We start from the raw sequence: 605 nt of genomic DNA, 5'->3' as shown, positions 1-605 counted from the left end.
GTCTACACCGCGACCCTGACTAATGCAGCTGGCACCCCGGTCACCGTGACCTTGAGCAATGGCGCGGTAATCACCATCGCCGCCGGTGCCACTTCGGGCACGGCAACCGTGGCCGCACCTGCCGATGACGTTTACAAGGACGCGGGCAAGGTCGAAGCCACCATCACTAAAGCCGAAGGCGGCAACTTCGAGCACCTGGAGACCAATCCGACTCCAGCTGTGACTGATGTCACCGATACCATCGACACCAGCACCGTCAGCCTGACCGCCACCCCGAATGTGGCTGAAGGCGGCACCGTCGTTTACACCGCTTCGGTGACTGCGCCAGTGACCGGCTCGCCTGTGGTGGTGACTCTGTCTAACGGACAGACCATCACCATCCCAGTGGGTGAGTCCTCTGGCAGCGTGAATTTCACCGCACCAAACGATGCCCTCGCTGGCGGCAGCTCCCTGAGCACGACCATCACCAAAGCCGACGGTGGCAACTACGAGAAGCTGGAAATCAGCGAGAAGCCGGCTGAAACCAACGTTACCGATACCCCGGACACTACAACCCTGAGCCTCTCGGCTACTGAGTCCGTGGCCGAGGGCGGTTCCATCGTCTA

1 protein-coding gene is annotated in these 605 nt (G+C 61.3%); it reads left to right on the top strand.

Annotation, left to right across the window (positions count from 1 at the left end):
• Positions 1-605: immunoglobulin-like domain-containing protein (locus ACUXVH_RS31650; protein ID WP_445496860.1), on the top strand; the 605-nt coding region annotated here is incomplete at both ends.

It is taken from the genome of Pseudomonas sp. 8(2025), assembly GCF_052665325.1.
Note: the sequence above shows the minus strand (reverse complement) of the source record. Positions and strands in the feature narration are given on the sequence as shown.